The organism is Azospirillum sp. BE72, from assembly GCF_031455875.1.
Taxonomy (GTDB): Bacteria; Pseudomonadota; Alphaproteobacteria; order Azospirillales; family Azospirillaceae; genus Azospirillum.
The window spans coordinates 149,559-175,138 of record NZ_JAVDTO010000006.1 but is presented as its reverse complement, the minus strand read 5'-3'; the positions used below and the strand labels follow the sequence as shown (position 1 = coordinate 175,138).

The 25,580-nt window shown below is 68.3% G+C and carries 20 protein-coding genes; 17 read left to right on the top strand and 3 right to left on the bottom strand.

The window, feature by feature from the left end; translation table 11 throughout:
- The first annotated feature begins 47 nt into the window (after positions 1 to 47).
- The 6 genes from J2Y49_RS18170 (at position 48) to J2Y49_RS18145 (ending at position 6,167) form a co-directional block, all read left to right on the top strand.
- Positions 48 to 1,190, top strand: coding sequence for an ABC transporter substrate-binding protein (locus J2Y49_RS18170; protein ID WP_310116280.1), 1,143 nt, complete (start codon positions 48 to 50; stop codon positions 1,188 to 1,190).
- A gap of 162 nt (positions 1,191 to 1,352) precedes the next feature.
- The gene (locus tag J2Y49_RS18165; protein ID WP_310116279.1) at positions 1,353 to 2,231 is read left to right on the top strand and encodes a branched-chain amino acid ABC transporter permease; all 879 of its coding nucleotides are present in this window, start codon (positions 1,353 to 1,355) and stop codon (positions 2,229 to 2,231) included.
- Complete coding sequence (locus tag J2Y49_RS18160; protein ID WP_310116278.1) at positions 2,228 to 3,247, top strand: branched-chain amino acid ABC transporter permease; 1,020 nt, start codon at positions 2,228 to 2,230, stop codon at positions 3,245 to 3,247. The genes J2Y49_RS18165 and J2Y49_RS18160 overlap by 4 nt, the downstream gene beginning before the upstream one ends.
- Complete coding sequence (locus tag J2Y49_RS18155; protein WP_310116277.1) at positions 3,244 to 4,029, top strand: ABC transporter ATP-binding protein; 786 nt, start codon at positions 3,244 to 3,246, stop codon at positions 4,027 to 4,029. The genes J2Y49_RS18160 and J2Y49_RS18155 overlap by 4 nt, the downstream gene beginning before the upstream one ends.
- Positions 4,022 to 4,729: an ABC transporter ATP-binding protein gene (locus tag J2Y49_RS18150; protein ID WP_149224188.1), complete on the top strand. Its 708-nt coding sequence runs from the start codon at positions 4,022 to 4,024 to the stop codon at positions 4,727 to 4,729. Before J2Y49_RS18155 ends, J2Y49_RS18150 begins: the two co-directional genes overlap by 8 nt.
- 4 nt (positions 4,730 to 4,733) lie before the next feature.
- Positions 4,734 to 6,167, top strand: coding sequence for an FAD-binding oxidoreductase (locus tag J2Y49_RS18145; RefSeq protein WP_310116276.1), 1,434 nt, complete (start codon positions 4,734 to 4,736; stop codon positions 6,165 to 6,167).
- Here the strand turns inward: J2Y49_RS18145 and J2Y49_RS18140 are convergent, their stop codons facing one another.
- Entirely contained in the window at positions 6,168 to 8,186 is a 2,019-nt protein-coding gene (locus tag J2Y49_RS18140; RefSeq protein WP_310116275.1) for a BTAD domain-containing putative transcriptional regulator, read from the bottom strand.
- Between the two features lie 226 nt (positions 8,187 to 8,412).
- Between J2Y49_RS18140 and J2Y49_RS18135 the strand changes: the two genes are divergently transcribed.
- A complete protein-coding gene (locus J2Y49_RS18135; protein ID WP_310116274.1) occupies positions 8,413 to 9,225 on the top strand; it encodes a class I SAM-dependent methyltransferase in 813 nt (270 codons plus the stop codon).
- Positions 9,226 to 9,252: 27 nt separating this feature from the next.
- On the opposite strand, the gene J2Y49_RS18130 is transcribed toward J2Y49_RS18135, so the two are convergent.
- The gene (locus J2Y49_RS18130) at positions 9,253 to 9,990 is read right to left on the bottom strand and encodes a siderophore-interacting protein (protein WP_310116273.1); all 738 of its coding nucleotides are present in this window, start codon (positions 9,988 to 9,990) and stop codon (positions 9,253 to 9,255) included.
- Positions 9,991 to 10,148: 158 nt separating this feature from the next.
- Between J2Y49_RS18130 and J2Y49_RS18125 the strand changes: the two genes are divergently transcribed.
- The 7 genes from J2Y49_RS18125 to J2Y49_RS18095 all read left to right on the top strand — a co-directional run bounded on the left by J2Y49_RS18125 (position 10,149) and on the right by J2Y49_RS18095 (position 21,040).
- A complete protein-coding gene (locus J2Y49_RS18125; protein ID WP_310116271.1) occupies positions 10,149 to 11,015 on the top strand; it encodes an AraC family transcriptional regulator in 867 nt (288 codons plus the stop codon).
- Between the two features lie 191 nt (positions 11,016 to 11,206).
- Entirely contained in the window at positions 11,207 to 13,342 is a 2,136-nt protein-coding gene (locus J2Y49_RS18120) for a TonB-dependent siderophore receptor (protein WP_310116270.1), read from the top strand.
- 4 nt (positions 13,343 to 13,346) lie between these two features.
- Positions 13,347 to 14,141, top strand: coding sequence for an ATP-binding cassette domain-containing protein (locus J2Y49_RS18115; protein WP_310116269.1), 795 nt, complete (start codon positions 13,347 to 13,349; stop codon positions 14,139 to 14,141).
- A gap of 62 nt (positions 14,142 to 14,203) precedes the next feature.
- A complete protein-coding gene (locus J2Y49_RS18110; RefSeq protein ID WP_310116268.1) occupies positions 14,204 to 15,031 on the top strand; it encodes an iron-siderophore ABC transporter substrate-binding protein in 828 nt (275 codons plus the stop codon).
- On the top strand, positions 15,024 to 17,018 hold the full coding sequence (fhuB, locus tag J2Y49_RS18105) for a Fe(3+)-hydroxamate ABC transporter permease FhuB (protein ID WP_310116267.1): 1,995 nt from the start codon (positions 15,024 to 15,026) through the stop codon (positions 17,016 to 17,018). The genes J2Y49_RS18110 and fhuB overlap by 8 nt, the downstream gene beginning before the upstream one ends.
- 55 nt (positions 17,019 to 17,073) lie before the next feature.
- Complete coding sequence (locus tag J2Y49_RS18100) at positions 17,074 to 18,750, top strand: ABC transporter ATP-binding protein (RefSeq protein WP_310116266.1); 1,677 nt, start codon at positions 17,074 to 17,076, stop codon at positions 18,748 to 18,750.
- A 310-nt stretch (positions 18,751 to 19,060) separates the two neighbouring features.
- Positions 19,061 to 21,040 carry a BCCT family transporter gene (locus J2Y49_RS18095; protein WP_310116265.1) on the top strand — a complete coding sequence of 660 codons (1,980 nt, stop codon included), beginning with the start codon at positions 19,061 to 19,063 and terminating at the stop codon, positions 21,038 to 21,040.
- 10 nt (positions 21,041 to 21,050) lie between these two features.
- Here J2Y49_RS18095 and J2Y49_RS18090 read toward each other — a convergent pair whose 3' ends face one another.
- Complete coding sequence (locus J2Y49_RS18090) at positions 21,051 to 22,721, bottom strand: cache domain-containing protein (RefSeq protein ID WP_310116264.1); 1,671 nt, start codon at positions 22,719 to 22,721, stop codon at positions 21,051 to 21,053.
- A 511-nt stretch (positions 22,722 to 23,232) separates the two neighbouring features.
- On the opposite strand from J2Y49_RS18090, the gene J2Y49_RS18085 reads away from it, so the two are divergent.
- From J2Y49_RS18085 to kdpA, 3 genes are all read left to right on the top strand, one after another.
- Positions 23,233 to 23,442, top strand: a complete 210-nt coding sequence (locus J2Y49_RS18085; protein ID WP_310116263.1) for a hypothetical protein — start codon at positions 23,233 to 23,235, stop codon at positions 23,440 to 23,442.
- Positions 23,443 to 23,767: 325 nt separating this feature from the next.
- The gene (locus J2Y49_RS18080; protein WP_310116261.1) at positions 23,768 to 23,857 is read left to right on the top strand and encodes a K(+)-transporting ATPase subunit F; all 90 of its coding nucleotides are present in this window, start codon (positions 23,768 to 23,770) and stop codon (positions 23,855 to 23,857) included.
- Positions 23,858 to 23,869: 12 nt separating this feature from the next.
- Entirely contained in the window at positions 23,870 to 25,579 is a 1,710-nt protein-coding gene (kdpA, locus tag J2Y49_RS18075; RefSeq protein WP_310116260.1) for a potassium-transporting ATPase subunit KdpA, read from the top strand.
- The last annotated feature ends 1 nt before the right edge of the window (position 25,580 follow it).

Genomic DNA, 25,580 nt, shown 5'->3' with positions numbered 1-25,580 from the left:
ATCAAAAGACGCCCAAGCAAAAGACGACCAATCCACGGAGGAACCCCATGTTCGGTAGGCGCACTCTCCTTGCCGCCGCGGCGGCCCTGGCCCTGACCATCCCCGTCGCCGGCACCACCGGCGCCCAGGCGCAGCAGCCCCCGGTCCGCATCGCCCTGATCGGCCCGATGAGCGGCACCGGCGCCTTCGAAGGCCAGCTCGGCCTGGAAGGCGCGCAGGCGATGGTCGCGGTCATCAACGCCAAGGGCGGCGTCGCCGGCGGCCGCAAGCTGGAACTGCTGACCTACGACGACAAGGGCTCCCCCGAGGACGGCGTCAGCGCCGCCAAGCGGGCGATGGAACAGGACAACGTCGACATGATCGTCGGCGGCTGGTTCAGCGCCGTCGCCCTGTCGATGAAGGAAGTGACGCGCGACAAGATCATCACCGTCATGACCAGCTCGCAGCACCCGAAGGTGACGGAGGAAGGGCACAAGTACCTGTTCCGCCTGAACGCCACCTCAGCGATGATGTCGGAGTTCTATTCCAAGGCGATCTGCGAGCGCATCAAGCCGAAGTCGATCGCCTTCATGAACGTCAACGACGACTGGGGCCGGCTGGAGCTGGACAACTACACCAAGCTGCTGACCGGCTGCGGCATCGAGGTGAAGGGGCACGAGTTCTACAACCGCACCGACACGGACTTCACCACCGCGCTGACCAAGCTGAAGTCGCTGAACGCCGACGCGATCTATGTCGCGGCGATCAACACCTCGCAGGGCGCCACCATCTACCGGCAGATCAAGCAGACCGGCTATCGCGGCAAGGTCATCGCGTCGGCCGGCAACATGAACCCGAAGCTGGTCGAGCTGTCCGGCAACTCGCTGGAGCAGGTCTATTCGGCCTCGCCCTTCACCGAGGACGGCAGCGCCCCGTCGCTGAAGCCGTGGCTGGAGCAGTACCGCAAGTCCTACAAGAACGAGCCGTCCTTCATCGCCGCCCTCGGCGCCCAGGCGGTCCAGACCCTGGCCTTCGGCGTCGATGCCGCCGGCGGCGACCCGCGCGCCTATGACAAGATCGCAGCCGCCCTGAAGTCGCAGGAAGTGCCGACGGTGATGGGCAACCTGCGCTTCTCCGACAAGGGCCAGGCGAACCAGGCGATCCATCTGGTGCAGATCCAGAAGAAGCAGATCGTCAGCGTCCGGGACTGAGGGGCTGCCACGAGGGTCTCCCTCTCCTCCCCGGGGAGAGGGTCGGGGTGAGGGGGATGCATAGGGTGGATTCTCGGTGACGGGCCGCCACGCTCCCCCCTCACCCTAACCCTCTCCCCAGGGGGGAGAGGGAACAACTGCCCCCCGACAGGAAGATTCGATATGGATTTCACCGTCTTCGCCCAGCAGATCGCGAACGGCCTGGTCAACGGGATGGCCTATGTGCTCATCGCCACCGGGCTGACGCTGGTCTTCGGGGTGCTGCGCATCGTCAACTTCGCCCATGGCGAGTTCTACATGCTCGGCGCCTACATCACTTATTTCGTCGGCACCCTGCTCGGGCTCGACTACATCGCGGCTGCGGCCATCTCGGCGGTGGTGGTGGCGGGGCTCGGCATCGCCGCCAACAGGCTGATCTTCTGGCCGCTGCGGCGCGACCATGAATTCACCATCCTGCTGTCCAGCCTGGGGCTTGCCTTGCTGATCGCCAACGGCGGCGAGCTGCTGTTCGGCGCCGATCCGAAATATGTCGAGAGCCCCTTCGCCGACGAGGTGCTGGACATCGGCACGGTGACGCTGACCCAGCAGCGCGTGCTGGTCTTCGCCGCCGCGGTGGTGGCGCTGATCGCGGTCTACCTGTTCATCCGCTATTCGCGCTTCGGCAAGATGATGCGGGCGACGGCGCAGAATCCGAACGGCGCGGCACTGACCGGCATCAACATCAAGCTGGTCCATGCCTACACCTTCGCGCTGGCCTGCGGGCTGGCGGCGCTGTCGGGCGCCCTGGTCGGCCCCACCGTGATGATCTTCCCGACCATCGGCAACTGGGCGGTTCTGAAGGGCTTCATCGTGGTCATCATGGGCGGTCTGGGCAGCGTCACCGGCGCCCTGTTCGCCGGCCTGCTGCTGGGCGTCATCGAATCGCTGGGCGGCGGCTACATCTCCCTCGGCTTCATGGAGGCGATCGGCTACGCGATGATCATCGCGGTCCTGCTGTGGCGCCCCAACGGCCTGTTCAGCACGGCAAGGGGTCTGCGATGAACACCAACTCCCACGGCCAGACCCTGGCGATTGCAGGCGGCGTGGCGGCGCTGGCCGTCCTGCCCTTCCTGTCCGGCAACGCCTATCTGGAACATCTGCTGGTGCTGTGGATGCTGTATGCGCTGCTGGCGCTCAGCCTCAACATCGTCATCGGGTATCTGGGCGAACTCACCTTCGGCCATGCCGCCTTCGTCGGCGTCGGCGCCTACACCTCCGCCATCCTTTCCACCCAGTTCGGCCTGCCGCCGCTGCTGGGGCTGCCGCTGGCCGGGTTGGTGGCGGCGTCGTTCGGGCTGGTGATCGGCTATGCCGCTCTGCGGGTGGTCGGGCCGCAGTTCGCCATCCTGACGCTGGGCTTCGGCGCCATCCTGTTCACCATCACCAATCATTGGGTGGACCTGACGCGCGGCCCGATGGGCATCACCGACATCCCGCCGATGGCGATCGGCCCGCTCACCTTCACCGCCGCGCGCGAGACCTATTACCTGGTGCTGGCCCTGGTGCTGGCGACGGCCTATCTCTGCCATGCGCTGGTCAGCAGCCGCACCGGCCGCGCCTTCCTGGCGGTGCGGGAGAACGCGCCGCTCGCCGCCTCGCTCGGCATCAACGTCTTCCATACGAAGCTGCTGGGCTTCGTCGCCGCCACCGCCATCGCCGGCATCGGCGGCGCCATCTACGCCCACTACATCCGCGTCATCACCCCCGACATCATGGGCGTCCACAATGTCGCCGCCCTCATCATCGTCGTGATCATCGGCGGGCGCGGCACCATCCTGGGACCGATCCTGGGGGCGCTGGTCTATATCGGCCTGCTGGAATCGCTGCGCGTCGCCGGCCCGCTGCGCATGGTCATCTTTGCGGCCCTGCTCACCGGCACCGTCGTCTTCCTGCCGGGCGGTCTGGTCAGCCTGTGGCAGCGCTGGCGCAACAGCCACAAGTCGGAGAACACCCAGCCGGCGGCCCCCACCGGTTTGCCCCCCACCGGTTTGCCAAGCGCCGAAGGAGGTGCGAAATGAACCCCGCGGCTCAAGAGATCCTGTCCGTCAGCAACCTGACCCGCATCTTCGGCGGCCTGACCGCGGTGCGCGACGTTTCGATGTCGGTGCAGGCCGGCGAGGTGGTCGGGCTGATCGGACCGAACGGCGCCGGCAAGACGACGCTGTTCAACATGCTGGGCGGCTCGCTGCCGCCCTCGTCGGGCAGTGTCCGCTTCGACGGCACCGACTGCACCGGGGCGCCGTCGCACGTCATGGGCCAGCGCGGCGTGTCGCGCACCTTCCAGATCACCAGCCTGTTCCCCAGCCTGACCGCGCTCGACAATGTGCGCAGCGCCGCATACCGCACCACGCGGGCCGGCTGGGGTGCCGCGATCCTGCGCAACGCCGCCTATCGCCGGGAAGAGGCGGAACTGCGGCGCAAGGCCTTGGAGATCCTGGCCTTCTGCGATCTCGACCATCGCGCCGACACCCTGGCCGACTCCATGTCCTACGGCGAGCAGCGCCGGCTGGAGATCGCCATCGCGCTGGCCGCCGAGCCGCGCCTGCTTCTGCTCGACGAGCCTGCCGCCGGCATGAACCCGGAGGAAGGCCAGCGGCTGGTCGAGATGATCCGCCGCATCCGCGCCCGCGGCGTCACCGTGCTGCTGGTGGAGCACCACATGCGCGTGGTCGCCAGCGTCTGCGACCGGCTGGTGGTGCTGGACCATGGGGTGAAGATCGCCGAAGGGCCGCCGGCCAAGGTTCTGAACGACCCTGAAGTGATCCGAGTGTATCTGGGACGGGAGCCGGTCGATGCTTAAGGTCGAAGGTCTGAAGGTCAGCTACGGCCACCGCGAGGCGGTCCACAACGTCTCCCTGACCGTGGAGGAAGGGGAACTGGTCACGCTGGTCGGCTCCAACGGCGCCGGCAAGACGACGACGCTGAAGGCGATCTCCGCCCTGCTGCGGCCGAGCGGCGGGACGATCACCTTCGACGGCGAGCGCATCGACCGCATGGCGCCGCATCAGGTGATCGAACGCGGGCTGGTCCATGTGCCGGAAGGCCGCCAGCTTTTTCCCGACATGACGGTGCTGGAGCATCTGGAACTGGGCGCCCTGCGCGGCCGGCCCGGCAGCATGGGCTTCGCCGAGCGGCTGCGCTGGGTCTACGAGCTGTTCCCCATCCTGGCCGAACGCCGCACCCAGCGCGCCGGCACCATGAGCGGCGGCCAGCAGCAGCTAGTCGCCTTCGGGCGCGGCCTGATGGCCAACCCGAAATGCCTGATGCTGGACGAACCGACGCTGGGTCTGGCGCCGATCATCGTCGACACGCTGGCCGACACGATCAAAAGCCTGCACAAATCCGGCATCACCGTCCTGCTGGTCGAACAGCGGGTCGATCTGGCCCTGCGTCTGGCCGACCGCGCCTATGTGCTGGAAACCGGCCGGGTGGTGATGGAGGACGCGGCCCAGACCCTTCTGGCCGACCCGCGCATCAAGACCGCCTATCTGGGGCTGTGAGGGCATGGCGAGCAGCGATGTCCTGGAGCGGGCGCGCGCCATCGTCGGGCCGGCGCATGTCCTGTCGGACCCGGCCGACACCGCGCCCTTCCTGGCGGACTGGCGCGGCCGCTACCGCGGTGAAGCGCTTGGCGTCGTCCGCCCGGCCGACGCGGCGCAGGTGGCGGCCATCGTCCGGCTGTGTGCCGACACCGGCACGCCGCTGGTGCCGCAGGGCGGCAACACCGGCGTGGTCGGCGGCGCCATTCCCGACGCCTCCGGCCGCAGCCTCGTGCTCTGCCTGTCGCGCCTCAACCGCATCCGTGCGGTCGATTCCATCGGTGACAGCCTGACGGTGGAGGCCGGCTGCACGCTGGCCGCCGTCCAGGCCGCCGCAGAACAGGCCGACCGGCTGTTCCCGATGAGCCTGGGCAGCGAGGGCAGTTGCCAGATCGGCGGTACCATCGCCACCAATGCCGGCGGCACCGCCGTCCTGCGCTATGGCCCGATGCGCGACCTTGTGCTCGGGCTGGAGGTGGTGCTGCCCGACGGCACGCTGTGGAACGGCCTGCGCGCGCTGCGCAAGGACAACACCGGCTATGCCCTGAAGCATCTGTTCATCGGCGCGGAAGGAACGCTGGGCATCGTCACCGCGGCGACGCTGAAACTGTTCCCGCGCCCGCGCAGCGTCGCCACCGCCTTCCTTGCCCTGCCCTCGCTGGAGGCGGCGCTGCGGGTGTTCGCCCGGATGCGCGGGACGCTGGGCGACCGGGTGACCACGGCGGAAATCCTGTCGGAAGCGCAGCTCGCCGCCGTGCTCGCCCATGTTCCAGGCACAGTCCGGCCGCTCGCCACCGCCATGCCCTGGTATCTGCTGGCCGAGGTCACCGATCCCATGGCCGGCCTGGACCTAGCCGCCGCGCTGGAGGACCTGCTGGCCGAAGGGCTGGAGGACGGCAGCGTCGCCGACGCGACCGTCGCCCGCAGCCATGCCCAGGCGGACGCCCTGTGGAAGCTGCGCCACAGCGTGTCGGAGGCCAATCGCAAGAGCGGCATCGTCATCGGCCACGACACGGCGGTGCCGGTCGCCCGCATCCCCGATTTCGTCGCCCGCGCCACCGCCGCCGTCGAGGCGCTGCGGCCGGATGCCCGCGTGGTGGCGGTCGGCCATATCGGCGACGGCAACATCCATCTGGTCGTCATCCTGCCGGACAGCGCGCGGACGGAAAGTCAACCGCTGGAAGTCACCGGCCATGCCGTCAGTGCCGCCGTACACCGCGTCGCCATTGACCTCGACGGCACCATCAGCGCCGAGCATGGCATCGGCCAGAGCGTGCGCGACGCGCTCGCCGCCTTCAAGGAACCGGCGGAGATGGCGCTGATGCGCGGCATCAAGCGGCTGTTCGACCCGCAGGGCATTATGAATCCGGGCAAGGTCGTCGCCACCGACGAGCCCTGATCAGGACGGCAGCCCGATGCTCGGCCCGACGCGTCGGATGAGGTCGACCACGGATGGTGTCAGCGTGTGGAAGGCGGCGAGGAAATCGTCGCACCGGTAGGACGGCGCCGTCTCCTTGATCCGCCGGGCATATCCCCCGGCCTCCTCCCGCCGGTCGGCCAGGGCGTTGGAGAATGCGGCAATGGCCTGGATGTGGACATGGGCGTTCGGCCGCCGCGCCGCCCGGTCGCCCCACAGGGCCGCCTGGGCATGTTCCTTCAGATTGAGACAGGCGAGCGCCCGCGCGCCGAGCATGCCGAACAGCAGCGGGTCGACCGGGCTCAGCCGCTGCGCGACGTCGGCGGCACCCAGCGCGGCCCGCGCGTCGCCGCCCTGCGCCTGGACGAAGGCCAGGGAGTAATGGCCGAGAGCGAAGTTGGGATTGAGGCCGACCGCAAGGCTCAGTTCCTCCACCGCATCGTCCTGCCTCCCCAGCAGCCACAGCGCCCGGCCCAGGGCAAGATGGCTGGTCGGATCGCGCTCGTCCAGACCGACGCTCTGCTCGGCGAAGCGGTAGGCGTGCTCCGCCTCGATGCCGCGCTGTCCGGTGCGATGCAGAAAGGCATCCTGGAAATGGGTGAAGGACAGGCCGGCATGCAGCCGGGCGTTCGCCGGGTCGGTTCGAAGCGCCTGTTGGAAAAGACCGCGCGCCGTCTCGTTGTCGTCGCGGGTGAACCGGTACATGTGCCACAGGCCGCGATGATACGCGCTCCAGCCATCCAGCGAGGACGGCGGAACCGCCAGGGCGCGCCGCATCTCGGCCGCTTCGATCTCGTCGTCGAGAGCGGCGGCGATGCGGGAGGCAAGCTCGTCCTGGACCTCGAACACAGCGTCCAGGCGGCGGTCGTAGATGTCGCTCCACATCACGACACCGGTTTCCGCCTCCACCAGCTCAACGGTCAGGCGAAGCCGGTGCCCGTCGGTGCGGATCGCCCCGCTGGCCAGATAGCGTACGCCGAGCGCCCTGCCGACCGTGCACGGGTCGATCTGGGTTCCGCGAAAACGGAAGGACGACCCGCGGGCGATGACGAACAGCGAGCGCAGCCGCGAAAGCCGCACCAGCACGTCGGCGGCCACCCCGTCGGCGAGGCCGCCGCCTTCGAACGCTGCGCCGATCGTGCCGAAGGGCAGAACCGCCAGCGACGGCCGGTCCGGCAGCATCGGACGGCTTGACCGGGAGATTTCGGGCAGCAGTCCGGCAGGCCGCTCCGCCATGGTTGCGGCCCCGGATGCGGCCACGGTTGCGGCTGGGTGGCTGTCGCGGATGCCGTGCAGCAGTTCCACCGTCTCCTCCTCCGGGTCGGCATCGAGGCAGCGGCGCACCGCCTCGGCACACACCCGATACTGCTGCACGGCGTCCGACCGCCGGCCGTTGCGTGCATGCAGCCGCATCAGCGCGCGGTGTGCCTCCTCGCAGGCGGGGTCGAGCGCCAGCCAGCGCTCCGCCGTGGACGCCACGCCGTCCCAGTCCCCCTCCGCCTCGCACGATGCCGTCAGGCGCGCGAAGATCCCGGCCGCCAAGCGGGCGAAGCGGGCGCGTTCGCCGGCCAGCCAGTCATTGAACCCTTGCCTGCAGGTCTCCGCATCGGACAGCAGCGGGCCGGCGCACAGGTCGGCAGCGGCGCGCAGGCTCCCGGCCGTGCCGTCCCGCGCCAACCGCTCCACCATCACGCCGTCGACACAGTCGGGCGGCAGGGCCAGCGACACCTCGTTCCTGTCCGTGCGGATCAGGTCTAGGCCGGCCTGCGCACCGAGGTGCCGCAACTCCATCAGGCACTGGCGCAGGCTGTGCAACGCCCGCCGCTCTTCGCAGTCCTCCCACAGCAGGGCGGCCAGCCGTTCGCGGGAGATCGGTCGCGGTGCGGTCAGCGCGACATAGGCAAGCAGAAGCTGTGCGTTCCGCCCGCGCAGAGGGAGGGCACGCCCACCGGCATCGGCGAGCGAGAAGCCGCCCAGCAGCCTAAGCGTCGGCCCGGCCATGCCGCACCAAAACGGAAATTGCCTACCGCCCCGATCATAGCAGGCGGGACGAATCCTGTCAGACACGCGTCGGCCCAGGGGGCTACCCCTGAAGGACGGGTTGGCATTTTGACGATCGGTTGACGCAGGCGCTGACGATCGGCCGACGCCCGGCTGACGCGACGCGGCCATCCTCGCGGCCGAAGCCCGCCGTCTCCGGGCACATTTCCGATCCAAGGAGGACGACATGGACGACCTGATCGCCACCGCTCCCGCCATTCAGCCGCACAACGAGCGGGCTGCCGCCGTGTGGAGTTCGGGCGGCCGGGATTACGAGGAGATCATCCGCGGCGTCTACGACGGCATCGACGCCGCCGTCGCCGGGCTCGCTCCCCAGCCGGGCGAACGGATTCTCGACGTCGCGACCGGCACCGGCATCACGGCGCGAGCCTGTGCCCGGCGCGGTGCGCAGGTCACTGGCATCGACATCGCCGCCGGGTTGCTGGACGCCGCACGCTCGCTGTCCGACGGGCTCTCCATCGACTACCGGCTGGGCGACGCCGAGGCGCTGCCCTTTGCCGACGCCAGCTTCGACGCGGTGGTGTCGACCTTCGGCGTCATGTTCGCCGCCAAGCCGGAGGCAGCGGCGCAGGAACTCGCCCGCGTCTGCCGGCCCGGCGGCCGGCTTGCCCTGACCACCTGGACGCCGGACGGCGCCATCGCCGAGATGTTCGCGCTGATGCGCCCCTACATGGCAGCGCCGCCGGCGGTATCGCCCTTCGCGTGGGGCCGCCCCGAACGGCTGGAGGAGTTGCTCGGCGGCGCCTTCGACCTGACGGCCACGACACTGACCAGCCATTACGTCGAGACCGGCGGCGAAGCGGCCTGGAGCACCTTCGTGACCGGCTACGGCCCGACGCGCACCCTGGCCGCCAGCCTCGACGAGGAGCGCCGCGCCGCTCTGAAGCGTGACTTCGTCGCCTTCCACGAGCGCTTCCGCGAGGGCGAGGGCATCCATGTGCCGCGCACCTTCCTGCTCACGCTCGGCCGGCGGCGGTAGCTCCTTCCAACCCAGGACAGGGCGGCCTCAGCCGTAATGCTCGAAGCCGCCCTGGGCGACGCTGGCCTTCCAATAGGCGACCACCGAACAGGCGTCGGCGGGAAGGCGCAGGGCTTGGCGGACATGGCCCCGGATGCGCTGGGCGGTGCCATGCTCCGTCCCGCTCCACACCGCCAGTCCTTGCGCTCCGGCCGGTGCCGCCTCCATCACCGCCTCCGGCAGGGGCGAGGGGCCCGGCGCCGACCGGCGGTCCCGGTGGAACCATGTGATGGAGGTTGCGGCCGGTGAGGCCAGTTCCTGCTGCTCGGCCGCACCCGGCACCTCGACGAACACCTCGGCCGCCGCATCCGCCGGCAGGTTTTCCAGCAGATGGGCGATGGCCGGCAGTGCCGCATGATCGCCGGCCACCACGTACCGGCCTGCCGGCTTCATCGCGATCCCACCCGATACCGAGATCCCCACCTTCTCCCCCGGCTTGGCGCGGGCGGCCCAGCCAGACGCCACACCGGCGCCGTGAAGCACGAAATTCACCTCCAGCGTCCCTGCGGCGGCATCGAAGCGCCGCACCGAATAGATGCGCAGCGGAGATCCGCCGCCGTCCCCCGCCGGAACCACCAGACCGATGTGCGGGGCCAGCACGCCGGGCTTCAGCGTGAATCCTTCCAGCGCCGGCCCGCCAAGGACGATGCGGCGCATGCGCGGCGTCAGGGCGGAAACGGCGACCACCTCCACCCAACGAAGATCACAGGGATACTTGCTGCTCAAGACAGGCCACTCCGCGTCGGCACCGGTGGGCCGCATGCTAAATAAGAATGCGACTTGTTCGCAATAGCGCTTTGCCCTATAGGAGGTGATTGTCACGAAGGGTGCCGGAACCGCGCGATTTGCGGCCAGAAAGTCGATCGATGCCGTTTCATCCGAGAATGCAGAGCCATACCGAAGGGATCACCATCCTCGGCGACCTGCAATGGCGTGCCTGGAACGGGATGATCGCCGACATCTGGACCGTGGCCTGCGACCGAAATGCCGGCGGCGAATATGTGTCGGAGGCCCCGCGTCTCGTCGTGGTGCTCGACCAACTCGGCGACGGCGCCCTCCATGTCATGGACTCCCCTGACCGCGGCAAGTCCCACCGGCTGAGCCGGCGCCAGCCCATGAGCTTCGTTCCGGCCGGCCTCAAGGTCTGGTCGCGAACCGAGAGCATCCGCCGCCTCACCCATCTGGACCTGCATTTCGACATGTCGGTTCTGGAAGGCCGCTTCACCGAGGGGCTGGACATCGCGGAAATGGACCGGCCGCGGCTGAACTTCTCCGACGACCGGCTGTTCTCCCTGGCCCGGCTGATCGCGGCGGAATGCCGGACGTCGGGCGCCCTGCACGACCTCTACGGCGAAAGCCTGATGGCCGCCCTGTTCATCGGCCTCGTCCAGACCGAGCCGGTAACCGACCGCAAGCGCGGCCAACTGCCGCCGCGCCAGTTGAGGCGCGTGATCGACTTCATCGAGGAACATTGCAGCCGGCCGATCCGCCTGCAGGAACTGGCCGACCTCACCGGCCTGTCACCCGCCCATTTCTGCTCCGCCTTCAAGGCATCGACCGGCGTGCCGCCGCACAAATGGCAGATGCGGGCACGGGTGGAGCGCGCCAAGTCGCTGCTGACCACCTCGGACGTGACGCTGGCGGCTGCGGCGGCGATGGCCGGTTTCTCCGATCAGGCGCATCTGACCCGCGTCTTCCGCCAGATCGTGGGCGCCACGCCCGCCGCCTGGCTGCGCGACCAGTCCGCGTGAGTTCATACCGATGCCCGACGAATGTCGAAAGATCGTCCAACCCGTCCAAAGACGGTTCAATCCGGGCCTTCATGCATATGCTAATCATTCGCAACAACGGCTCCACCTTCGGACAGGTCGTCCGGTGGCGCTTCGCGGGTGGTGCATACAGTCCGAGGCCGATTGCGATGGTTCACTTTTCGATCAAGCGAATGACCCGTTTCCTCTTGAACGGCACGGCGCTCGCCGCCCTGCTGATGCCGGCCCTGTCGCAAGCTCAGGCGCAGGACGCAAGCGCGCCCGCCATCCTCGGTCCGGTGACCGTCGAAGGCAGCAGGGCCGTCGATACGGCGACCAGCCCGGTCAAGGGCTATGTGCCGGCCCGCTCGGCCACCGGTTCCAAGACCGACACGCCGCTGGAGCAAATCCCGCAGTCCGTTTCGGTGATCGGCCGCGAGGAAATGGACGACCGCGGCGCCCAGAAGGTGGACGAGGCGCTGCGCTACACCCCCGGCGTCTTTAGCCAGCCCTTCGGCCGTGACAGCGACACCAATTGGGTCTTCATCCGCGGCTTCCAGGCGACGCAGTCGGGCGTCTACCAGGACGGGCTGCAGCTCTACGCCTACGGCTTCGGCGGCCAGTTCGTCGATAGCTATAACCTTGAGCGGATCGAGGTGCTGCGCGGCGCCTCCTCCGTGCTCTACGGCGGCAGCAACCCCGGCGGCCTGCTGAACTACGTCACCAAGCGGCCGGGCGACACCCCCGTCCGCTCGGTCGAGGCCGGCATCGACCAGCATGGCACCGCCTTCCTCGGCCTCGACGTCGGCGGCGCTATAGATCCCACGCTGAGCTACCGGCTGACCGGCCACATCGCCGGCGGCGACACCTACACCGACTTCGCGGACGGCTTCCGCGGCACCGTCTCGCCCAGCTTCAAATGGTCGCCGAACGACGCCAACAGCCTGACGGTCCTGGCCAACTACACCGACATCGACGAGACGCACAACGGCGGCGCCTTTCTGCCCTATGTAGGCACCGTGGTGGACGCGCCCTTCGGCCGCATCGACCGCAAGGCCAATTTCACCGAACCCGGCATCGACACCTACCGCCGCCGCCAAGCCTCCATCGGCTACGAGTTCGAACACCGTTTCGAGAACGACCTGATCTTCCGCCAGAACGCGCGCTACAACCACAGCAAGGTCCACGAGGTCACGGTCTACCCGTTCGGCTACAGCGGCTTCTCGGCCACGCCGACCGACCCGAACAACCTGCTGTCGCGCATCAATTTCGAGCACACCAGCCGGGTCAACAGCGTCCTGATCGACAACCAGCTGGAAGGCAAGCTGCGCACCGGTCCGGTCGAACACACGGCGCTGGCCGGCGTCGACTATAAGTATTTCTCCATGGAACAGGTGCAGGCGTCCGGCTCCGCCACGACGATCAGCGCCACCAGCCCGGTCTATGGCGCACCCCAGGGCCAGCGCTTCTCCTACATCGACCAGGAGCTGACGATGCGTCAGCTCGGCGTCTACCTGCAGGACCAGATGCGCTTCGGCCAGGGCTTCCTGGCGACGTTGAGCGGCCGCTACGACATCGCCTCGACCGACGCCGACGGGACGCCCGCCTATGACGGCAAGACCGGCAAGTTCAGCGGCCGCGCCGGTCTGGCCTATGAGTTCGCCAACGGCCTGACCCCCTATGTCAGCGCCTCCACCTTCTTCAACCCGGTGCTCGGCTCCTCGGCCGCCGTCGGCGTCTTCAAGCCGGAAAGCGGCCGCCAGTACGAGGTCGGCGTCAAGTACCGCCCCACCTGGATGGACGCGCTCTTCACCGCCGCCCTGTTCGACCTGACCCGCACCAACGTGGTGACCGGCGCCTTCAACGCCGAGACCCAGCTGGGCGAGGTCAATTCCCGCGGCATCGAGCTGGAGGCCAAGGCCAACATCACCCCCAGCCTGAAGGCCACCGCCTCCTTCACCGCGCTCGACCTCGACATCAAGAAGGACGCCAACCCGGCCCTGATCGGCAAGACGCCCTACATCGTGCCGCAGGTCCAGGGTTCGGCCTTCCTCGACTACACCTTCCGCGAAAGCCTGCTGAACGGGGTGTCGGTCGGCGGCGGCGTGCGCTATGTCGGGTCGTCCTGGGCCGACAACGAGAACACGCTGAAGGTCCCGGCGGCGACCGTCTTCGACGCGCGGGTCGGCTACAAGCGCGAGAATTGGGGCGCCAACCTGTCGGTCACCAACCTGTTCGACAAGGAATACGTCGCCAGCTGCCAGACCCAGTATTCCTGCGGCTATGCGGAGGGGCGGACCGCCCTGCTGACCCTCAACATGACCTGGTAACCCGATGCCCGGCCCGGACCAGACCCCCGCCCTTTACGAACTCGACGCCGTCGGATTTTCGGCTTCCGGCCGGCCGATCCTGTCGGACCTGTCGCTCCGGCTGGAGCAGGGGCGCATCTACGGGCTGGTCGGCCCCAACGGCTCCGGCAAGAGCACGCTGATCCGCATGCTCGCCCGCCAGCAGCCGCCGGGGGCCGGGCGCATCCGCTGCCTCGGCACCGAGATCGCCCGCATCGGCGAGCGCGACTTCGCCCGCACCGTCGCCTACATGCCGCAATTTACCCCGCCGGCGGAGGGCATGACGGTGCGCGAGCTGGTGGCGCTCGGCCGCTTCCCCTGGCACGGCGCGCTCGGCCGCTTCGGGGCGGAGGACGCTGCCAAGGTGGCGGAGGCGATTGCCGAAACCAACCTCGACGCCTTCGCCGACCGGCTGGTGGACAGCCTGTCCGGCGGCGAGCGGCAGCGTGTGTGGCTCGCCATGATGCTGGCGCAGGACACGCGCTGCCTGCTGCTGGACGAACCGACCTCGGCGCTCGACATCGCCAGCCAGGTCGAGATGCTGGGGCTGGTGCGCCGCCTCAGCCGCGCCCGCGGCATCGGCGCGGTAATCGTCCTGCACGATATCAACATGGCCGCCCGCGTCTGCGACGAAATCCTGGCGATGCGGGGCGGCGCGCTGATCGCGCAGGGAACGCCGGACGCCATCATGACCGGCGAGACGCTGGGCGCGATCTACCGCCTTGCCATGGGGATCGTCCCGCACCCGGTCACCGGTGACCCCATCGGCTACGTCCTGTGATGGCTGTGGCAAGGACGATATCGCGGCGCCACGCGCTGGGCCTGACCGCCGGGCTTGCATTGATGCCTCGCCTCGCGTGGGCCGGTGCGCCGCAACGGGTGGCGGTCATCGACTGGGCTCTGCTGGAAACGGTGCTGGCGCTGGGCGTGGTCCCGGTCGCCGCCACCGAGCTTCTGCAATTCCGCAAGACCGTCGTCGAGCCCGCGGTGCCGGATCCCGTCGCCGACATCGGATTGCGGGGAACACCGAATTACGAGGCGCTGAATCTCGCCGAACCGGACCTCATCCTCACCTCCAATTACTATGAAGGGCAGCGCGCCAGCCTGGAGCGGGTGGCGGAAACCGTGTCACTGTCGATCTACACGCCGAGTGTCCAGCCCTACGCCGCCGCTGCGGAAGCCGCCCTCACCCTCGGCCGGCTGCTCGGCCACGAGGCACGGGCGCAGGCCGTCGTCGACGACACGAAAGCGGAAATCGCCCGCCTGCGCGGGAGCCTGACCGGCATCGGCCGCCGGCCGGTCCTGGCGATCAATTTCGGCGACGCCCGCCATTTCCGCGCCTTCGGCACCGACAGCATGTTCGGCGACGTGCTCCGCCGGCTCGGCGTCGAGAATGGCTGGGCGGCGCAGTCCAGCTACAGCGCCACCGCCCCGGTCGGCATCGAGACGCTGGCCCGCTTCCCCGACGCCACCGTCATCGTCGTTCCGCCGGTTCCCGCCGACGCGGTGCGGACGCTGGCGGACAGCGCCCTGTGGCAGGCCCTGCCGATGGTGCGGGAAAGCCGTGTGGCGGTGATCGAGCCGGTCAACCATTTCGGCGGTCTGCCGGCCGCCCTGCGCTTCGCACGCCTCGCCACCGCCGCCCTTCTGCAAGGAAACGGCCATGGCTGAGCGCGCGCCGATGAACCGCATCCTGCTATGGGGCGGGCTGGCCCTGGTCGCCGCCTGCCTGTCCACCGTCCAGGTCGCGGGGCACCTCGCCTCGCCGCCGTCACCCGGCGGCAGCACCACAGGCGCCAACTGGCTCGACGCCATCATCCTCTATCACAGCGTCCTGCCGCGCATTGCCGTCTCGCTGGTCGCCGGGGCGGCGCTGGGACTGTCGGGGCTTCTGCTCCAGCGCGTCCTGCGCAATCCGCTGGCCGAGCCATCGACCCTTGGTGTATCCGCCGGGGCCCAACTCGCCATGACGGTCGGGCTGCTCTACGCCCCGGCGCTGATGGAGCAGGCGCGCGAGGGCGTGGCTTTGGCCGGCGGGCTGACTGTGGTCGGGCTGATCCTCGCCATGACTTGGCGGCGCGGGCTGGAGCCGGTCGCCGTGATCCTGGCCGGCATGATGGTCGCGCTGACCGCGACCATGGCCAGCGCCGCGCTGATCCTCGCCAACGGCGACTATCTGTTTTCGATCTTCATCTGGGGCGGCGGCGCACTGGCGCAGCAGAGCTGGGGCCCCACCCTGACCATCGCCCTGCGCCTGCTGGTCGGCATCGCCGCCGCCGTGCTGCTGATGCGCCCGCTGGCGATCCTCGGCCTGGACGATGCCAGCGCCCGCAGCCTGGGCGTCGCCCTCAACGCGACGCGCTTCGCCGTCATCGGCGTCGCGGTCTGGCTGGCGGCCAGCGTGACGGCGGAGGTTGGCGTGATCGGCTTCGTCGGTCTGGCCGCCCCCGCCCTGGCCCATCTCAGCGGCGCGCGCACCCAGGCGCACAAGCTGATCGCCGCTCCGCTGATCGGCGCCGTCCTGCTCTGGGTCACCGACGGGCTGGTGCAGCTGCTGGCCGGCGCCAACGGCGAACGGGTGCCGACCGGCGCCGCCACCGCCCTGCTGGGCGGCCCGCTGCTGCTGTGGCTTCTGCCGCGCCTGCGCATGTTCGAATGGCCGTCGCTGAGCAACCGCCCTGCTCCCTCGCGCCGCAGCCCCCGTCCCCGACTGCTGATCGGCCTGATCGCCCTGCTGGGCCTTGCCGCCATTGCCCTCGCGCTGACCGTCGGCTACGGCCCGGACGGCTGGTCGCTGGCGACCGGCTCCCTCTTCGACCGGCTGCTGGCATGGCGCGGGCCGCGGGTGGCAGTCGCGGCGGCGGCGGGCGCCATGCTGGCGGCGGCCGGAATGCTGTTGCAGCGCATCACCGCCAACCCGCTGGCCAGCCCGGAGATCCTCGGCGTCGGCACCGGATCGGGCGTCGGGCTGACCGCCGCGCTGTTCCTGGTCGCCGCCCCCGGCATCGGCCTGCAGATCGCGGCTTCCGCGGCGGGGGCGGTGCTGGTGCTGGCCGCCATGCTGGCGCTGTCGCTGCGCGCCGGCTTCGGGCCGGAGCGTCTGCTGCTGGCCGGCATCGCCATGAGCGCGCTGTGCAGCGCCGTCCTGACCGCCGTCATCGCCACCGGCACGCCCCAGGCCTTCACCCTGCTGCGCTGGCTGAGCGGGTCGACCAACGACGCCGGCCCTGCCGACGCGTGGTTCTGCGCGGGCGCCGCGGTACTGCTGCTGGCGGCCCTGCCGCTGGCCTCCCGCTGGCTGGAGATCCTGCCGCTCGGCGATGTCACCGCCCGGTCGGTCGGCCTGCCCGTGCAACGCTGCCGCATCCTTCTGGTCCTGTTCGCCGGCCTGCTCACCGCGGCGGCGGCGCTCTTCGTCGGGCCCTTGAGCTTCGTCGGCCTGATCGCCCCGCACCTCGCCCGGCTGGCCGGTCTCGGCCGCGCATTGGAGCAGGGCATCGGGGCCGTCCTGATCGGGGCTGCCCTGATGATGGTGTCGGATTGGCTGGCGCGAACCGTCGCCTTCCCGTATCAACTGCCGCTGGGATTGTTCGCCGCGCTGCTTGCCGGCCCCTACCTGATCTGGTTGCTCAGCCGGGCCGGCTCGCGCCCCGGCTAGCCCGTTCTGTTCCCCCGTGCCTATTCCCATTTTCAGTTCCGGAATGAGAAGAGCCATGCTCCGCCGCTTCCTCGCCTACTACCGTCCCTACAAGGGCCTGCTGATTCTCGACATTTCCTGCGCGATCCTGTCGGGACTGCTGGAGTTGGGCTTCCCGATGGCGGTGCGCGCCTTCGTGGACCGGCTGCTGCCCACCCAGGACTGGCCGCTGATCGTCGCCGCGACGGCGCTGCTGCTGGCGGTCTACATGGCGAATGGCGGGTTGATGGCCATCGTGACCTATTGGGGCCACAAGCTGGGCGTCAACATCGAGACGGAGATGCGGCGGAAGAGCTTCGACCATCTGCAGAAGCTCTCCTTCAGCTTCTACGACAACAACAAGACCGGCCATCTCGTCGGCCGCGTCACCCGCGACCTGGACGAGATCGGCGAGGTGGCGCACCACGGCCCCGAAGACCTGCTGATCGCGGTGATGACCTTCGTCGGCGCCTTCGCCCTGATGGCGGTGGTGCATCTGCCGCTGGCGCTGATCACCGCCGCGATCGTCCCGGTCATCGCCTGGCTGACCAGCCGCTATGGCGGGCGCATGACCAAGAATTGGCAGTCGCTCTATTCCCGCGTCGGCGACTTCAACGTCCGCATCGAGGAGAATGTCGGCGGCATGCGCGTCGTCCAGGCCTTCACCAACGAGGACCACGAGCGCAAGCTGTTCGCGGAGGACAACGACCGCTACCGCAAGACCAAGCTCGACGCCTACAAGATCATGGCGGCCTCGACGACGCTCAGCTACATGAGCATGCGGCTGATCCTGATCGTCGTCATGCTGACCGGCGCCCATTTCGTCCTGGTGGGGGAACTGACCCAGGGCGGGTTCTTCGCCTTCCTGCTGCTGGTCAACACCTTCTTCCGCCCGATCGAGAAAATCAACGCGGTCATCGAGACCTACCCGCGCGGCATCGCCGGCTTCCGCCGCTACACCGCCCTGCTCGACACCCAGCCCGACATCGAGGATGCCCCCAACGCCGTCCCGGCGCCACCGCTGAAGGGCGACATCCGCTTCACCGACGTGTCCTTCGGCTATGACGCCGCCCGCCCGGTCCTGAAGGGCGTCGACCTCGCCATCAAGGCCGGATCCACCGTCGCCTTCATCGGCCCGTCGGGCGCCGGCAAGACGACGATCTGCTCGCTTCTGCCGCGCTTCTACGAGATCACCGGCGGCACCATCACCATCGACAGCCTCGACATCCGCAGCATGACGCTGGCCTCGCTGCGCCGGCAGATCGGCATCGTCCAGCAGGACGTCTTCCTGTTCGGCGGCACGATCCGCGAGAACATCGCCTATGGCCGGCTGGGCGCCTCGGACGCCGAGATCACCGAAGCGGCGCGCCGCGCCCATCTCGACGGGCTGATCGCTTCGCTGCCGGAGGGGCTCGACACCATCATCGGCGAGCGCGGCGTGAAGCTGTCGGGCGGCCAGAAGCAGCGCCTGACCATCGCCCGCATGTTCCTGAAGAACCCGCCGATCCTCATCCTGGACGAGGCGACCTCGGCGCTCGACACCCGGACGGAGCGGGAAATCCAGAAATCCCTGATGGAGCTGGCGGAAGGGCGGACGACCCTGATCATTGCCCACCGGCTGGCGACCATCCGCAATGCCGACGAGGTCTATGTCGTCGGCGCCGAAGGCGGCATCCAGCGCATCACCCACGAGGAGTTGGCCGCCCACGGCTGAAAGCCCGCAAATGCAGGGGGGCGAGCGCCGCCCCCCTTCCCGCAGGGTCGCCGTGGATTCAGGAACTCCATCTCCATCAATCCACCAATCCAGTGCGCAAATCTGGATTGCATTGGAACAGAGCCCACGCAGCAGGCATCAATCCTCGGTTTTAGTCGGTACAATGACCGGCAGGATTTGCGTATGGACCGGCTACGATCCATACATCCGATTCATCCGAATTCTCTCGGATTCATACCAACGCAACCCTTTATCCCTGCATGGAAGTCTTCGTACCATCCGCCTGATCCAGCGATGATGACGGGTTTTCATGCAACAGATAAACAAAACTGTTTCCTTCACAGCCGGCGGCCTGATTCTCCTGTTCGTTGCTCTGGCTGCGTTGTTTACCGAGCCGTTCGGCTCCCGTGTCTCGGAGATGCAGGCATTTGTCGTCGGCAACTTCGGCTGGTTCTATGTGCTTGCGGTCGCAGGTTTCCTGCTGTTCGTCCTGTGGCTCTTCTTCAGCCCTTACGGCGCAATAAAGCTGGGTCATGACGATGACGAACCGGAATTCAGCTACCCGTCCTGGTTCGCCATGCTGTTCAGCGCCGGGATGGGCATCGGGCTGCTGTTCTACGGCGTCGCCGAGCCGATGCTGCATTTCTCCAATCCGCGCGTGGGCGAGGCGGGAACTCCTGATGCCGCACGCGAGGCGATGAACCTCGCATTCCTCCACTGGGGACTGCACGCCTGGGCGATCTACATCGTCGTCGGGCTGTCCCTCGGTTACTTCGCCTACCGCCACGACCTGCCCCTGACCGTACGGTCGGCGCTCTATCCGCTGCTGGGCGACCGCATCCGCGGCTGGCCGGGCCATATCGTCGACATCATCGCCATCTTCGGCACCCTGTTCGGCATCGCGACCTCGCTGGGGCTCGGCGTCATGCAGATCAATGCCGGCTTCGCCTATCTCGGCCTGCTCGACGTCGGTCTGATGCAGCAGATCGTCCTGATCGCCGTCATCACGGTGGTGGCCACGGCCTCCGCCGCCAGCGGGGTCGGGCGGGGGATCCGCCGTTTGAGCGAACTGAACATGCTGGCGGGCGTGCTGCTGCTGGCCTTCGTCTTCCTGCTGGGTCCGACGGTGTTCCTGCTGTCGACGCTGGTGGAAAGCATCGGCCGCTACCTGTGGACGCTGCCCTACACCAGCTTCCGCACGCTGCCTTATGCCGGGGCGGAGTGGCAGGCGAGCTGGACGATGTTCTATTGGGGCTGGTGGATCTCCTGGGCGCCCTTCGTCGGCATGTTCATCGCCCGCGTGTCGCGCGGCCGCACCATCCGCGAATTCATCGGCGGCGTGCTGTTCGCGCCGGTGGCCCTGACCATGCTGTGGTTCATCGTGTTCGGCGAAACGGCGATCCATATCGAGATGTTCGAAGGCGGCGGCATGGCCGCGGCGGTGGCCGACAGCGTGCCGACCGCCCTGTTCGTCATGCTGGACCGGCTGCCGCTCAGCACCATCACCTCCGCCATCGCCACGCTGATGGTTGTCACCTTCTTCGTCACCTCCGCCGATTCCGGCGCGATGGTCATCGACATCATCGGCTCAGGCGGCAATCAGGATCCACCGATCGCCACGCGCATCTTCTGGGCCCTGTTGTCGGGCGTGGTCGCGGCAGTGCTCCTGCTGGTCGGCGGACTCCAGGCCCTGCAAACCGCGGCGGTCACCACGGCGCTGCCCTTCGCGTTCGTCATGGTGTTGATGTGCGTCGGTCTCGTCGTCAGCCTTCAGAGCGAGCGGAAGGTCGATCCCGGCAGACGCACCGCCCGCGTGACGTCGGGCACGACCGCTCCGTCCGCCGCCGCCGGTGCCGGGGACTGGCGGCAGGGGCTCTCCGCCGTTCTCGGCCGCAAGAGCGGACAGGCGGCGGTTCCGCCGGGCGCCGGGGCGGCAAGGCGGAACGTGACGCGCTTCATCGCCGACGAGGTGCTGCCGGCCCTGCGCGACATCGCGGAGGAGCTGGAACGGAGCGGGCGCGCCACTGAGATCGACACCGGCCCCTTCAGCGCCGGAATCGCCGTGCTGCGGGACGGACAGGAGGAGTTCTCCTACGAGATCCGCGCCCGCGCCTATCATCCGATGAGCTTCGCCTTCTCGGGCATCGAGAAGGACAGCGAACCCTGGCAGACGCGGGCCGAGGTCATCCTGCGGGGCGGCCTGCACAAGTCGCTTGGGCCGGAACGGATGAACCGCGACGCCATCCTGCATGATTTCGTCCGCGAATACGGCAAATGGATGGGCTGGTGAGGACGGCCGTTCAGGCCGCCCGCACGTGGCGCAGGAACTCTTCCGCCTGATCGCGAAGCGCCATCGCCTGCCGGCCGAGATCGGCGGCGGCGGCGCGGACCTCCGACGCCATCGTCCCGGTCTCATGCGCGGATTGGGAGACCTCACGGATGTTGTCGGTAACCTCGGCTGTCCTGTCGGCGGCGCGCTGGACCGAGCGGGCGATGTCGGCGGTGGTGACGCCCTGATGATCGGCGGAGACGGCGATGCGGCCGACCAGATCGCTGACCGACAACACGGTGCGCCCGATCCCCTCGATGGCTTCCACGGCATGGCCGGTCACCGCCTGGATTTCCGCCACCTGCCGGGCGATGTCGTCGGTGGCGCGCGCGGTCTGGTTCGCCAGCGTCTTCACCTCGCCGGCGACCACGGCGAAGCCCTTGCCGGCCTCCCCCGCCCGCGCGGCTTCGATGGTGGCGTTCAGCGCCAGCAGGTTGGTCTGGCCGGCGATGTCCTGGATCAGGGTCACCACCTCGCCGATCTTGCCGGCCGCCGCCGCCAGCCCGTCCATCGTCCGGTTGGTGCGCGTCACCTCCTCCACCGCGTTGCGGACCATGCGGGCCGATTCCTCGACCTGCCGGCTGACTTCGCCGATGGAGATGCTCAGCTCTTCCGAAGCTCCGGCGACGGTGCGGACGTCGTCGCTCGCCTCGCCCGCGGCGCTGCTGACGGCGTCGGCGCGGACGCTGCCGGTCTCGGCGATGTCGTGCAGGCGCTGGGCGTTGGCCTGCAGCTGCGTGGTGGTGGCGCTCAGAACCTCGACGACGCTCAGCAGCGCCCCTTCGAAGGACTGCGCCACCGCGTCCATCGCCTTGCGGCGTTCCTCGACGGACCGGGCACGTTCCTCTGCCTGGGCCTCGTGCAGCTTGGCGACTTCCAGCGCGTTGTCCTTGAACACGCTGAGCGCCTTCGCCATGCCGCCGATCTCGTCCCTGCGGCCCAGCGCAGGGATGGCAACCGACAGGTTGCCGCGCGCCAGGTCCTCCATGGCGCCGCGGATGCCCGACAGCGGCCGGAACATGCGCCGGGCCAGCAGCAGGCAGCAGGCGGCGACCAGCAGGGTCACGGCGCCGCTGATGGCGGCGATCATCGTCTGGGTGTCGCGGATGGTCGCGAAGAACTCCGCCTTCGGAATGCCGACATAGAGCACGCCGACCACGCGCCCGTCCGCCGCCTTGATCGGGTCGTAAGCGGTGTAGAAAGGCGTGCCGAGGATTTCCGCCTGTCCGCGATAGGGCACGCCGCGCCCCAGCACCGCGTCATGGACCGGCCCCTTCGCCAGCGTGGTGCCGACCGCGCGGCTGCCGTCCGGCTTCAGCACATTGGTGGAAACGCGCCGGTCGCCCATGAACAGGGTCGCCGTGCCGCCGACCAGCCGCTTGACCCGGTCCACCGGCTCGAGGAAGTCGTTCAGGGCGCGGTCGCCGGCATAAAGCTTGCCGTCGCGCACATCGAACGCCTGCCCGTACTGGTTCAGCACGTCCCAGGCCACGCGCATATTGGTTTCCTGCCGCTCCATCGCCACCCGTTCGGCATAGCGGGTCAGCAGCAACTCGTTGACACCGAACGTGGCGAAGGCAAGCAACAGCAATCCGCCACCGCAGAGCATCACCGTTTTGGCCGCAAGAGAGAATGTCTTCATCGCCTCACCCACCACCGACTTTCCCAAACCCCCATGTCTAGTTCTTGTTTTTGGGGGAGCCGCCCTAAAAGGCATCCGCATGAACTAGGGAAAACAGTCCAAACAGTTAAGGAAGCGTTATTGGGACATCCAAATTCGTCTTTTGGTATTTGGATCAGCCATACGGATTGATTGAAGACTGACGATCGCCGGAAACAACTTGCGGCCCAACGGCACATATTTGTTCCCGGTTTTTCGAAGTACATTGCAAACCTTGCTGCTATGCGCGGAAAAACGTGGAGTTCCGTCCTCGCGGCAAAAGACCGGACACGCGCCGCCGTCATATAGTAAAAAAGTTATATTACTTTGAGTGTCGTGTAGCTGCCGAGGTCGCCGGTGTCGGGCGGTGAGACCGAAGCCTACAGCCGATCTATATTTCCGGGGGTCGCGTCCACTGTCGCTTTTATATGCGGTGCAGCCGTCTTCTCAGTGGATTCCGGCCATCGGCCGGCCGCTGGTTGGCGAGGCCGTCATGCAAGGAAAACTCCCCCGCACGCTGCTGGACCGGGCCTTGCCCTATCCGGCGCCGGTGGAAGGACGGGAACCGCGGGAAGCGGCCGACCTGTCCTTCGAGGCCCCACCCTCCCCCCGTGAGGTGTTGGGCGAGGCGGCGCTCACCATCGCCGCCTTCCTTCTGATCGCGCTGGCCCTGCAGATGCTGGCCGTCTGGGGCGGCACCTGACCGGGGCGGCTTGCGGCATATACGGCCTCTATATTCTCCGGCATCGCCAGCCCCCATCGAATTTATACGCGGCTCCGGCGCACCCTTGCAGGGTCGGACCACCCCCGCCGCACAACAGGCGGAGGAATGCCCCGGCCCTGTTCCTCCCGCCTCATGCCGTGGCACCGGCTTTGCCCCGGTGCCACGGCCGGGGGCCAGGGGACAGCGCAACTTCGGAGACCCGAACCCATGCTCGACCTTCTGTTCCTGGCCGTCACCGTCGGCTTCTTCGCCGCGACGGTGGCCTATGTCCACGCCTGCGATCGGCTGTGAGGAGAGCGGCGCCATGACCCTCGACTATGCCTTGGCCGGCCTCGTGACCGCCGGGCTGCTGGCCTATCTGGTCTATGCCCTCGTCCGCCCCGAACGGTTCTGAGGAGTTTCCCCCATGACCGTCAACGGCTGGATTCAAATCCTGGTCTTCATCGCCCTGGTCGTCGCGGTGACGCGGCCCCTGGGCGGCTTCATGACGCGCGTCTTCACCGGCGAGCGCACCCTGCTCTCCCCCGTCATCGGACCCGTCGAGCGCGGGCTCTACCGGCTGGCCGGCGTCGACGAGCGCACCGAACAGCATTGGGTGAGCTACGCCGTGTCGATGCTGCTGTTCAGCGCCGCCGGCATGCTGCTGCTCTACGCCCTGCAACGGCTGCAGTTTGTCCTGCCGCTGAACCCGCAGGGCATGGCGGCGGTGCCCGCCGACCTCGCCTTCAACACGGCAGCCAGCTTCACCACCAACACCAACTGGCAGAATTATGGGGGCGAGACCACCATGGGCCATCTGGTCCAGATGGCGGGTCTGACCTTCCACAACTACGTCTCCGCCGCCACCGGCATCGCGCTGGCCGTTGCGCTGGTCCGCGGCTTCGCCCGCGCGTCGGCCCGCACCATCGGCAATTTCTGGGTCGACCTGACCCGTGCGACCCTCTACGTCCTGCTGCCGATCTGCCTCGTCTACGCCGTCTTCCTGGTGTGGCAGGGCGTGCCGCAGACGCTGGCCGGATCCGTGGACGCCACCACGCTGGAAGGGGTGAAGCAGACCATCGCACTCGGCCCCGTCGCCTCGCAGGAGGCGATCAAGTTGCTGGGCACCAACGGCGGCGGCTTCTTCAACGCCAACTCCGCCCACCCCTTCGAGAACCCCAACGCCCTGACCAACCTGCTGGAGATGCTGTCGATCTTCGCGATCGGCGCCGGCCTGACCAACCTGTTCGGCCGCATGGTCGGCGACGAGCGGCAGGGCTGGGCGATCCTGGCCGCCATGGGGCTTCTCTTCGTCGCCGGCGTCTCCATCGCCTATTGGGCGGAGGCGCAGGGCAATCCGGCCTTCGCCGCGCTGGGCATCGACGGCGGCGCCGGCAACATGGAGGGCAAGGAGACCCGCTTCGGCATCGCCGCGACCGCCCTGTTCGCCACCGTCACCACCGCCGCCTCCTGCGGCGCGGTGAACGCCATGCATGACAGCTTCATGCCCTTGGGCGGCATGGTGCCGATGATCAACATGATGCTGGGCGAGATCATCGTCGGCGGCGTCGGCGCCGGTCTCTACGGCATGCTGCTGTTCGCCATCGTCGCGCTGTTCGTCGCCGGGCTGATGGTCGGCCGCACGCCGGAGTATCTGGGCAAGAAGCTGGAGGCGAAGGAGGTCAAGATGACCATGCTCGCCATCCTCTGCCTGCCGCTGATGATGCTGGGCTTCACCGCCGCCGCCGTGGTGCTCGACACCGGCACCGCGTCGATGGCCAATGCCGGCCCGCACGGCTTCTCCGAAGCGCTCTACGCCTATGTCTCGGGTGCCGCCAACAACGGCAGCGCCTTCGGCGGGCTCAGCGGCAACACGCCCTGGTACAACGTCACCATCGCCATCGCCATGCTGGTCGGCCGCTTCCTGGTCATCGTGCCGATGATGGCGATCGCCGGCTCGCTGGCCGCCAAGACGCGGGCCACGGCGTCGGCCGGCACCTTCCCCACCCATGATGGGCTGTTCGTCGGGCTGCTGGTCGGCGTCATCCTGATCGTCGGCGGCCTCACCTTCTTCCCGGCTCTCGCCCTCGGCCCGGTGGTCGAGCATCTGGCGATGAGCGCCGGCACCCTCTTCTGAT

Bases quoted from the DNA above. Each gene is read 5' to 3' on its own strand.
- J2Y49_RS18090 (WP_310116264.1), bottom strand. From the start codon at position 22,721: ATGAAGACATTCTCTCTTGCGGCCAAAACGGTGATGCTCTGCGGTGGC.
- J2Y49_RS18110 (WP_310116268.1), top strand. From the start codon at position 14,204: ATGCCTCGCCTCGCGTGGGCCGGTGCGCCGCAACGGGTGGCGGTCATC.
- J2Y49_RS18150 (WP_149224188.1), top strand. From the start codon at position 4,022: ATGCTTAAGGTCGAAGGTCTGAAGGTCAGCTACGGCCACCGCGAGGCG.
- J2Y49_RS18120 (WP_310116270.1), top strand. From the start codon at position 11,207: ATGACCCGTTTCCTCTTGAACGGCACGGCGCTCGCCGCCCTGCTGATG.
- J2Y49_RS18125 (WP_310116271.1), top strand. From the start codon at position 10,149: ATGCAGAGCCATACCGAAGGGATCACCATCCTCGGCGACCTGCAATGG.
- J2Y49_RS18170 (WP_310116280.1), top strand. From the start codon at position 48: ATGTTCGGTAGGCGCACTCTCCTTGCCGCCGCGGCGGCCCTGGCCCTG.
- J2Y49_RS18095 (WP_310116265.1), top strand. From the start codon at position 19,061: ATGCAACAGATAAACAAAACTGTTTCCTTCACAGCCGGCGGCCTGATT.
- J2Y49_RS18140 (WP_310116275.1), bottom strand. From the start codon at position 8,186: ATGGCCGGGCCGACGCTTAGGCTGCTGGGCGGCTTCTCGCTCGCCGAT.
- J2Y49_RS18160 (WP_310116278.1), top strand. From the start codon at position 2,228: ATGAACACCAACTCCCACGGCCAGACCCTGGCGATTGCAGGCGGCGTG.
- J2Y49_RS18135 (WP_310116274.1), top strand. From the start codon at position 8,413: ATGGACGACCTGATCGCCACCGCTCCCGCCATTCAGCCGCACAACGAG.
- kdpA (WP_310116260.1), top strand. From the start codon at position 23,870: ATGACCGTCAACGGCTGGATTCAAATCCTGGTCTTCATCGCCCTGGTC.
- J2Y49_RS18080 (WP_310116261.1), top strand. From the start codon at position 23,768: ATGACCCTCGACTATGCCTTGGCCGGCCTCGTGACCGCCGGGCTGCTG.
- J2Y49_RS18100 (WP_310116266.1), top strand. From the start codon at position 17,074: ATGCTCCGCCGCTTCCTCGCCTACTACCGTCCCTACAAGGGCCTGCTG.
- J2Y49_RS18145 (WP_310116276.1), top strand. From the start codon at position 4,734: ATGGCGAGCAGCGATGTCCTGGAGCGGGCGCGCGCCATCGTCGGGCCG.
- J2Y49_RS18155 (WP_310116277.1), top strand. From the start codon at position 3,244: ATGAACCCCGCGGCTCAAGAGATCCTGTCCGTCAGCAACCTGACCCGC.
- fhuB (WP_310116267.1), top strand. From the start codon at position 15,024: ATGGCTGAGCGCGCGCCGATGAACCGCATCCTGCTATGGGGCGGGCTG.
- J2Y49_RS18165 (WP_310116279.1), top strand. From the start codon at position 1,353: ATGGATTTCACCGTCTTCGCCCAGCAGATCGCGAACGGCCTGGTCAAC.
- J2Y49_RS18115 (WP_310116269.1), top strand. From the start codon at position 13,347: ATGCCCGGCCCGGACCAGACCCCCGCCCTTTACGAACTCGACGCCGTC.
- J2Y49_RS18085 (WP_310116263.1), top strand. From the start codon at position 23,233: ATGCAAGGAAAACTCCCCCGCACGCTGCTGGACCGGGCCTTGCCCTAT.